The following is a 7,549-nucleotide window of genomic DNA, read 5'->3' as shown; positions in this document are numbered from 1 at the left end:
TTCCTGGCCCATCAGCGCTGATGGGCCAGGAAATTGACCACTGAACTGAGTACGGGTCGCGACCGTGAGTGGCCGCTGCAAACCATTGGGCACCACGCCTCCACAGACGACGACGCCCCCTGGCCACGCTGGAGGCTGTCCACATCTGGCGGACGTGGCCGTGTTGTGCTCAGAACCATGAGGCTCTACTGGTCACATGCCCACTCCACAACATGTCCCACCACCCGAACTGAGGGACAGGTGTTTCAGCCTGCGTGATGCCACCCGCACAGGGTTGACCGGCCACCAGCTCTTTGGCCCTGGGTATGAGTCCGTGATGACCGGGGTGTGGCGCTCGGTGCATCATTCAGTGCATCAGGACCCGGTGGCACGGTTGCTGGATGTTCTGCCACCGCTGCTGTCGTCTCTGCCCACCACGGCTGCCAACCACCTGACATCCGCCCTGCTCCTGGGTCTGCGGCTACCTGGATGGTTGCGCAAGAGCACACCGATTCACCTCACCCGGTGGGTTGCCGGGCGTGCCCCGCGGTTCGCCGGGGTGACAGGGCACGTGGCACAGCTGGATCCGCAGGATCGCTGGAGCTCAGGAGACGTCAGGGTGGTGGGGCCCCCGCGGACCGTCGTCGACCTGGCGGGAATGAAAGACCCACACAGTGGCACCAACCTGATCACCGATGACGCATTGGTTGCCGTGCTGGACGGCTTGATCAGCTTCCACCAGACGGGTATCCACGCGGGAAAACCTCCTCCGCGGGCCTTGGCCGAGGTGGAGGCGGATCTGGTACGGATGGGGCGTCGTCGTGGAGTGGCTCGGGTGCGGCGAAATCTGAGCCGATGTGCGGCGGGCGTGGACTCCGCCTTGGAGACCCACGCTCGGCTGGCCTTGGAACACGCGGGGTTGGCGGGGTTTGTCACGGACCGGGAAATCCGGGTACCCGGAATGGGATCCGCCAACCCGGGCCTGGCCCATGAGCAGTGGAAGATCGCGATTCAGGTGGAAGGACCCCACCATGACCAACAGGGCCAGCGCACCAGAGACATCAAGCGTCAACGCATCACGGAAGCTGCCGGCTGGATTGAGATCCGCGTGACTGCCGCGGACCTGGTTCCGCCGTACCCCGGTGGTGAGCCACGCATTGTGAACCTGGTGAGGGAGGCAATGAAGCAGCGTGTGGCCAGCTCCCGGCGTTGAATGGTCAAAATCCTCAAGCCTGCCTGTGAGTGGTCAAAATCCCCGCTCATCAGCGCTGATGGGCCAGGAAATTGACCACCCAACGCGACGAACGGGGATTTCGACCAGTCAAACCACCTCAGGCGGCGTTGACCACCTCAATGCGCTCCTGATTGCGCATGTAAGGGCGCAGTGCCTCCGGGATGATCACGGATCCATCGGCCTGCTGGTGGGTTTCCAGGATGGCCACCAACCAGCGCGTGGTGGCCAGCGTGCCGTTCAGTGTTGCCACCGCGCGGGTGCCACCCTTCTTGACCTTGCCGTCCACCGTGGTGTCTGCCTGACGCTCACGGATGTTGAGGCGGCGGGCCTGGTAGGTGGTGCAGTTGGAGGTGGAGGTCAGCTCGCGGTAGCGGCCCTGGGTGGGGATCCAGGCCTCACAGTCGAACTTGCGGGCTGCGGAGGTGCCCAGGTCACCGGCGGCGGTGTCGATCACGCGGTAGGCCAGACCGCAGGCCTGGAGCATCTGCTCCTCCCACTCCAGCAGGCGGGCGTGCTCCGCCTCAGCCTCTTCCACCGGGCAGTACACAAACATTTCCAGCTTGTTGAACTGGTGCACGCGGATGATGCCGCGGGTGTCCTTGCCCGCCGAGCCTGCTTCACGGCGGTAGCAGGAGGACCATCCGGCGTAGCGCAGCGGACCGTCGGAGAGGTTCAGGATCTCGTCCGCGTGGTAGCCGGCAATGGCCACCTCAGAGGTGCCCACCAGGTAGAGGTCGTCCTTCTCCAGCCGGTAGATCTCAGCATCGTGTTCGACGTCGAATCCCGTGCCCGCCATAATCTCCGGGCGCACCAGGGTGGGGGTGGTCAGGCTGATGAAGTTGTTGTCCACCGCCAGGTCCTGGCCCATGCGCAGCAGGGCGGTTTCCAGTCGGGCGATGTCTCGCTTGAGGAAGTAGAACCGGGAGCCGCCCACCTTGGCGCCGCGCTCCATGTCAATGCCGTCCACCAGCTCACCAATGGCCAGGTGGTCGCGAGGTTCAAAGCCCTCGGCCTGGAAGTCGCGTGGGGTGCCCACGTGCTTGAGCACAGTGAAGTCGTCCTCGCCACCGGTGGGCACGCCGTCGATGATCAGGTTGGGCATGGCCTTCAGGAGGTCGTCAATGCGCTCCTGAGCAGCGCTGGCGCGGGTGTCAGCATCCTTGACGCGGGCGGCCAGATCCTTGACCTCGGCCAGCAGCGCCTGCTTCTCCTCGCCCTGAGCCTGGGCGACCGTCTTGCCGAACACCTTCTGTTCGGCACGGAGGTTCTCGTACTCCGTGATGGCGGAACGCCTGGCGGAATCAGCTTCCAGAACTTGGTCCACGCTCTCCGGGGAGAGGCCTCGGGCGGTCTGTGAGGCGCGGAACTGGTCAGGGTGCTCACGAAGAAGATTGATGTCGATCACCATGCCAGGGTATCGGAGTATTGCCGGTTCAAGGCATCATGGGCCCGACCGGACACCCGCCGTGGTCTTTGTGCCCACACCGTGCCTGTAGCGTGGGTGCCAAGTAACCAGCAGGCTCATTTTGTGGTGCCGTGGCACCGTTACAAGGAGTATCCCGTGGCTTCACAGCCCTCCCCCCAGCGCGTGGCAGTGGTCATCAACCCGTCCAAGTACGACGCCGATTCCGCCCGGGACACCATTGTTGTGTCCTGCCGCAAGGCCGGATGGGCGGATCCCGTGTTCTACGAGACCACTGTGGATGACCCAGGTACGTCCATGGCGCAGGCCGCCTTGGCGGACAACGTTGACGTGGTGCTGGCGGCCGGCGGTGACGGAACGGTGCGCACCGTGGCCGAGGTGATGGCCAATTCCGGCACCCCGCTGGGCGTGATTCCGCTGGGCACCGGCAACCTGTTGGCCCGCAACCTCGGTGCGCATCTGGATGACGTTCACCATTCGGTGGACATTGCCTTGTTCGGTGACCAGCGCCAGATCGACATGGTTTCCTTTGCCACGGAGAACATGCGCGGCGAGAAGTTCAAACATTCCCTGTGCGTGATGGGCGGCGCCGGATTCGATGCCGAGATCATGTCCAACACCCGCGACGAACTCAAGCGCCAGATCGGCTGGATGGCCTACACGGAGGCCGGTATGCGCCGTCTTGCCGTGGACCCCGTGTGGACGCGATTCAGCATCGACGACGGCCCGTGGCAAACCAAACGCCTGCGCTCCATCATGGCTGCCAACTGCGGCGTACTGACCGGCGGACTGGTGTTGGTGCCCGGTGCCAAGCTCAATGACGGGCGCATGGATGTGGTGGTCATTGCCCCGCGTGGACCCCTGGGTTGGGTGACGTTGACCAGCAAGATCATTTTCAAGCACCAGCATGATCTTCCGTCCATGGACCATTTCATGTGCAAGAAGGTCCGCGCTGAGTTCCACAAGCCCACGGAGTCCCAGATCGACGGCGACGGCTTGGGCCGCATCACCTCTTTCGAAGCAGAGATCATGCCGGAGGCGCTGTCCCTACGGGTCCCGCCGTCCCAGGGCGACGACGTCCACGACGTCATCGGCTGACACCAGCCCTCCACACGCCCAAGGCCGGTGGTGGGGTTCCGCAGACCGTCCAGCGAAGGAGGTCACGGAACCCAACCACCGGCCTTGGTTCAAGAAGCCGGTCTCACGGCAGCCTCAGAAGGCTCCGGCCAGCGCAAAGATCACGGCTGAGAGGGCAAAGCCCACCACACCGATGATGGTCTCCAGCACGGTCCAGGTCTTGAACGTGGTCTTGACGTCCATCTCCAGCAGGCGGCCCACCAGCCAGAAGCCGGAGTCGTTGACGTGAGACAGGGCAACCGAACCTGCGGCCACAGCCAACACCAGTGCAGCCACCTGGACCTCGTTGTAACCACCGGCGAGGATGGCAGGAGCCACCAGACCGGCCGCCGTCGTCAATGCAACGGTTGCCGAGCCCTGTGCCACACGCAGGATCAAGGAGATCAGGAAGCCGGCCACGATCACCGGAACGCCGAGGTCGGAGAGGACGTCCGCCAGCGCGTCACCGATGCCAGAGGCCCGCAGCACGCCACCGAACATGCCGCCGGCACCGGTGATCAGGATGACCGAGCAGACGGGGCCGAGTGCGGATTCAAAGGTCTTCTCAATGGCTGAGCCGCTGACCCCACGCGCCGTGCCGATCAACAGTGCGGCCACGATCAAGGTGATGGTCAGCGCAACCGGGGTCTGGCCGATGGCCACCAGGGACTGGTACCAGAGGTCATCCCCCACCGATTCCGGCAGGGTGCCCGAGTTCAGCAGCGTGGACAGCCCGGTGTTCAGGAAGATCAGCACCAGAGGCAACAGCAGGATGAGCACCACGGTGGTGGTCTTGGGCGGGTTCTGAACGTCCTCGGCCTTGCCCAGGATGGCGGGCACGGGCAGGTTGATGCGCTTGCCCATGTAGAGGCCGAACAGGTAGGAGCTCAGGTACCAGGCGGGGATGGCCACCACCAGGCCCAGCAGGAGGACCACACCCACGTTGGCTTCAAAGAACGCCGACGCTGCCACCGGGCCCGGGTGTGGTGGCAGGTAGATGTGCATGGCGGAGAACGCGCCCACGGCCGGCAGCGCGTAAAGCAGCACGGAGCCGCCCAATCTGCGCGCCACGGAGAAGACCACCGGCAGCATGACCACCAGGCCGGCGTCGAAGAAAATGGGGAACCCGAAGAGCAGGGAGGCGACGCCCAAGGCCAGTGCCGCGCGCTTTTCCCCGAACACGCCGATCAGCTTGTCCGCCAGGACTTGAGCGCCACCGGAGGTTTCCAGCAGGCGCCCCAGCATGGCACCCAGGCCGACCAGAAGCGCCACGCTGGCCAGGGTGTTGCCGAATCCGCTGGTCAGAACGGGGACCACGGCATTCATGGGGATGCCGGTGGCCACTGCGGTCAGACCGCTGATCACAATCAGCGCCAGAAAGGCGTGGACCTTGAACTTGATGATCAGCACCAGCAGCACGGCGATGGCCGCGGCCGCAATGGCCAGGAGGGGTCCGGCTGTGAGGGTCTGCTCCCAGCCTTCGAGTTGTTCAACCATGGGTGACGTCACTTCCTTGTGGTGTCATGTGCGCCCCGCCGAGACCTCCGTCATGCCCCAAAAATCCCAAGATTCTGGGCCATGACGGAGGTCTGGGCGGGGTTACTGATTACTGGGTGCGCAGGGCGGAGACCCACTCGCGGGCCTGAGTGAAGGCCCCGTCCGTGTGATGCCCTGCAACGACGGCGGCCTTGCGGTCCGCCCGGGCGTAAGAGCCCAAGAACCGGGTGGTGGGACAGATCCGGCGCAGTCCCACCAGGGCCTCAGCCACGCGTTCGTCCTGGATGTGGCCGTCGATGTCCACGCTGAAGAAGTAGTCCCCCAAGTAGTTGCCCGTGGGACGAGATTCAATGCGGCTAAGGTTGACTCCGCGCGTGGAGAACTGCTCCAGGATTTCCATCAGCGCACCGGCACGGTCCGCCCACAAAGGAATCACCAGCGTGGTGCGGTCCGCCCCGGTGCGTTCCGGCAACGGGGCATCCGCGGAACCCAGATGCACAAAGCGGGTCACGGCCTGCGGGTTGTCCCCGATGTTCTCGGCCAGTACCGCCAGTTCGGGGTGAGCCGCGCTGATGGTGGGTGCACAGATGGCGGCGTCATGCCCAACTGTCCCGGAACCACTCAACGCCAAGGCACCTGCTGCGGTGGAGGACGCTGGAATGTATTCCGCTTGCGGAATGTTTTCCTCGGTCCACTGACGCACCTGCGCCCAAGCGTGGGAATGGGTCGAGACCGCGCGAACCTCCCCCAGCGGCTTGGGTTCACGGGCCACCAGGTTGAAGCGGATGGGTACCAGCATTTCCGCCAGGATTCGCACTTCCGGACCTGCAGCCACGGCATCCAGCGTGGCGGAGACTCCCCCTTCCACGGAATTCTCAATGGGCACCACGGCGGATCTAGCACGACCCTCACGCAGGGCCGCCAACGCCGCCGGGACAGAGCTGACAGGAAGGTGGTCCGTTCCGTGGGGATCGATCTGCAGCAGAGCGGCCTGGGTGAAGGTCCCGGAGGGACCCAGGTAGGCGATCGTCATGGGTGGTGGGCCGTCACTTCACGGTGGGTTCGGCGTCGGTCTCCGAGACCATGGGCTTGTCAGCATCAGCCCATGCACCCATGCCGCCCAGAACGTTGATCGGGTCGAATCCGGTGTTGGCCAGGAAGGCTGTGGCCTGCAGGGACCGTCCACCGGAGCGGCAGATCACGTAGACGTCCTCATCCACGGGCACCTCCCCGTAGCGCTCGGAGAGCTGGCCCAGGGGAATGTGCTGGGCCCCGTCAATGTGGCCGGCTTCCCATTCAAAGTCCTCCCGCACGTCCAGGATCTTGGCGTCGGCGGGGATGTCCTCCACGGAGGTGTTGGGCAGGTTGTTGACGTTGTCCACGGTCTCTCCTCGTTGATGCTCATGGGTAGGAACTGTTCATACACGGCCGGTGCCCGCACCATGGCTGCGCGGGCGGTTTGGGCCACTAGAGTTCAGGCGGTCTGTTGTGTTGACCCCCAGGGTACGCACGGCAGCGCACCCGCAGTGACCACGAACACCGCACGTTGGCGCTTAGTCTGGTGACCAGTCCCCGTGAGGAGCCGACCATGATCGAGAACAACGCGCACCTGAGCCCGTACACCCAGGTGTCGTTGATCTTCTCCGCCCTGGCCAATCCGGCGCGCTCGGCAATCGTCCACCGGCTGACGGTCTCCCCGTGTTTTGTGGCTGAGCTGGTGGAGCACCTGGGCGTGGCCCAACCGTTGGTCTCCCAACACTTGAAGGTCCTGCGGCAGGCGCACTTGGTCTGCGCAGTCCGTCACGGTCGGCAGCACCGCTACGAACTCACGGATCAGCACGTCACCCACCTGTTCCTGGACGCCTTCCAGCACACCCAGGAACACTCCGACTCCACCGTTCCCGGATCGACCGACCCCGCAGACTCCGCAGAGCACAACGACGACGCCCCACTCACCTGACCCCCACCAGCACCCCCACCGTGGGGTCAGGAACTAAACCCGTCAGGCGTTGACGTATTCCGCCAAGTGTTGACCGGTGAGGGTTTCAGCGGAGTCCACCAGCTGAGCCGGGGTGCCCTGGAATACCACCCGTCCGCCGTCGCTACCGGCCCCCGGGCCCAAGTCGATGATCGAGTCCGCATGTGCCATGACCGCCTGGTGGTGTTCGATCACGATCACCGATTTGCCCAAGTCCACCAACTTGTCCAACAGCGCCAACAACTGCTGGACATCCGCCAGGTGCAGGCCGGTGGTGGGCTCGTCCAGCACGTAGATGCCGCCGGATTCCGCCATGTTGGTG

Annotated in this window: 7 protein-coding genes and 1 pseudogene; 3 read left to right on the top strand and 5 right to left on the bottom strand. The window is 64.5% G+C overall.

Features of this window, described 5'->3' with window-relative positions; genetic code table 11:
* The first annotated feature begins 196 nt into the window (after positions 1 to 196).
* Positions 197 to 1,192, top strand: a complete 996-nt coding sequence (locus L979_RS11070) for a hypothetical protein (RefSeq protein WP_156125557.1) — start codon at positions 197 to 199, stop codon at positions 1,190 to 1,192.
* A 118-nt stretch (positions 1,193 to 1,310) separates the two neighbouring features.
* On the opposite strand, the gene serS is transcribed toward L979_RS11070, so the two are convergent.
* Complete coding sequence (serS, locus tag L979_RS11065) at positions 1,311 to 2,618, bottom strand: serine--tRNA ligase (protein ID WP_047692273.1); 1,308 nt, start codon at positions 2,616 to 2,618, stop codon at positions 1,311 to 1,313.
* Positions 2,619 to 2,774: 156 nt separating this feature from the next.
* Between serS and L979_RS11060 the strand changes: the two genes are divergently transcribed.
* Entirely contained in the window at positions 2,775 to 3,734 is a 960-nt protein-coding gene (locus L979_RS11060; RefSeq protein ID WP_047692270.1) for a diacylglycerol kinase family protein, read from the top strand.
* A gap of 114 nt (positions 3,735 to 3,848) precedes the next feature.
* Here L979_RS11060 and L979_RS11055 read toward each other — a convergent pair whose 3' ends face one another.
* From L979_RS11055 to L979_RS11045, 3 genes are all read right to left on the bottom strand, one after another.
* Positions 3,849 to 5,249 carry a GntP family permease gene (locus tag L979_RS11055; RefSeq protein WP_047692269.1) on the bottom strand — a complete coding sequence of 467 codons (1,401 nt, stop codon included), beginning with the start codon at positions 5,247 to 5,249 and terminating at the stop codon, positions 3,849 to 3,851.
* A 109-nt stretch (positions 5,250 to 5,358) separates the two neighbouring features.
* A complete protein-coding gene (pheA, locus tag L979_RS11050; protein ID WP_047692268.1) occupies positions 5,359 to 6,282 on the bottom strand; it encodes a prephenate dehydratase in 924 nt (307 codons plus the stop codon).
* A 13-nt stretch (positions 6,283 to 6,295) separates the two neighbouring features.
* Entirely contained in the window at positions 6,296 to 6,631 is a 336-nt protein-coding gene (locus tag L979_RS11045; protein WP_047692267.1) for a rhodanese-like domain-containing protein, read from the bottom strand.
* Positions 6,632 to 6,837: 206 nt separating this feature from the next.
* On the opposite strand from L979_RS11045, the gene L979_RS11040 reads away from it, so the two are divergent.
* Complete coding sequence (locus L979_RS11040) at positions 6,838 to 7,209, top strand: helix-turn-helix transcriptional regulator (RefSeq protein WP_081994358.1); 372 nt, start codon at positions 6,838 to 6,840, stop codon at positions 7,207 to 7,209.
* 42 nt (positions 7,210 to 7,251) lie between these two features.
* Here L979_RS11040 and L979_RS11035 read toward each other — a convergent pair.
* Positions 7,252 to 7,549: pseudogene (locus L979_RS11035) on the bottom strand (excinuclease ABC subunit UvrA); the annotation flags it as partial.

Source organism: Kocuria sp. ZOR0020, assembly GCF_000800955.1.
In the GTDB taxonomy this organism is placed as follows: domain Bacteria; phylum Actinomycetota; class Actinomycetes; order Actinomycetales; family Micrococcaceae; genus Kocuria; species Kocuria subflava.
Note: the sequence above shows the minus strand (reverse complement) of the source record. Positions and strands in the feature narration are given on the sequence as shown.

Excerpts from the sequence above, each read along its gene's own strand:
- L979_RS11070 (WP_156125557.1), top strand. The coding sequence starts at position 197 with ATGCCCACTCCACAACATGTCCCACCACCCGAACTGAGGGACAGGTGT.
- L979_RS11055 (WP_047692269.1), bottom strand. The coding sequence starts at position 5,249 with ATGGTTGAACAACTCGAAGGCTGGGAGCAGACCCTCACAGCCGGACCC.
- pheA (WP_047692268.1), bottom strand. The coding sequence starts at position 6,282 with ATGACGATCGCCTACCTGGGTCCCTCCGGGACCTTCACCCAGGCCGCT.
- L979_RS11040 (WP_081994358.1), top strand. The coding sequence starts at position 6,838 with ATGATCGAGAACAACGCGCACCTGAGCCCGTACACCCAGGTGTCGTTG.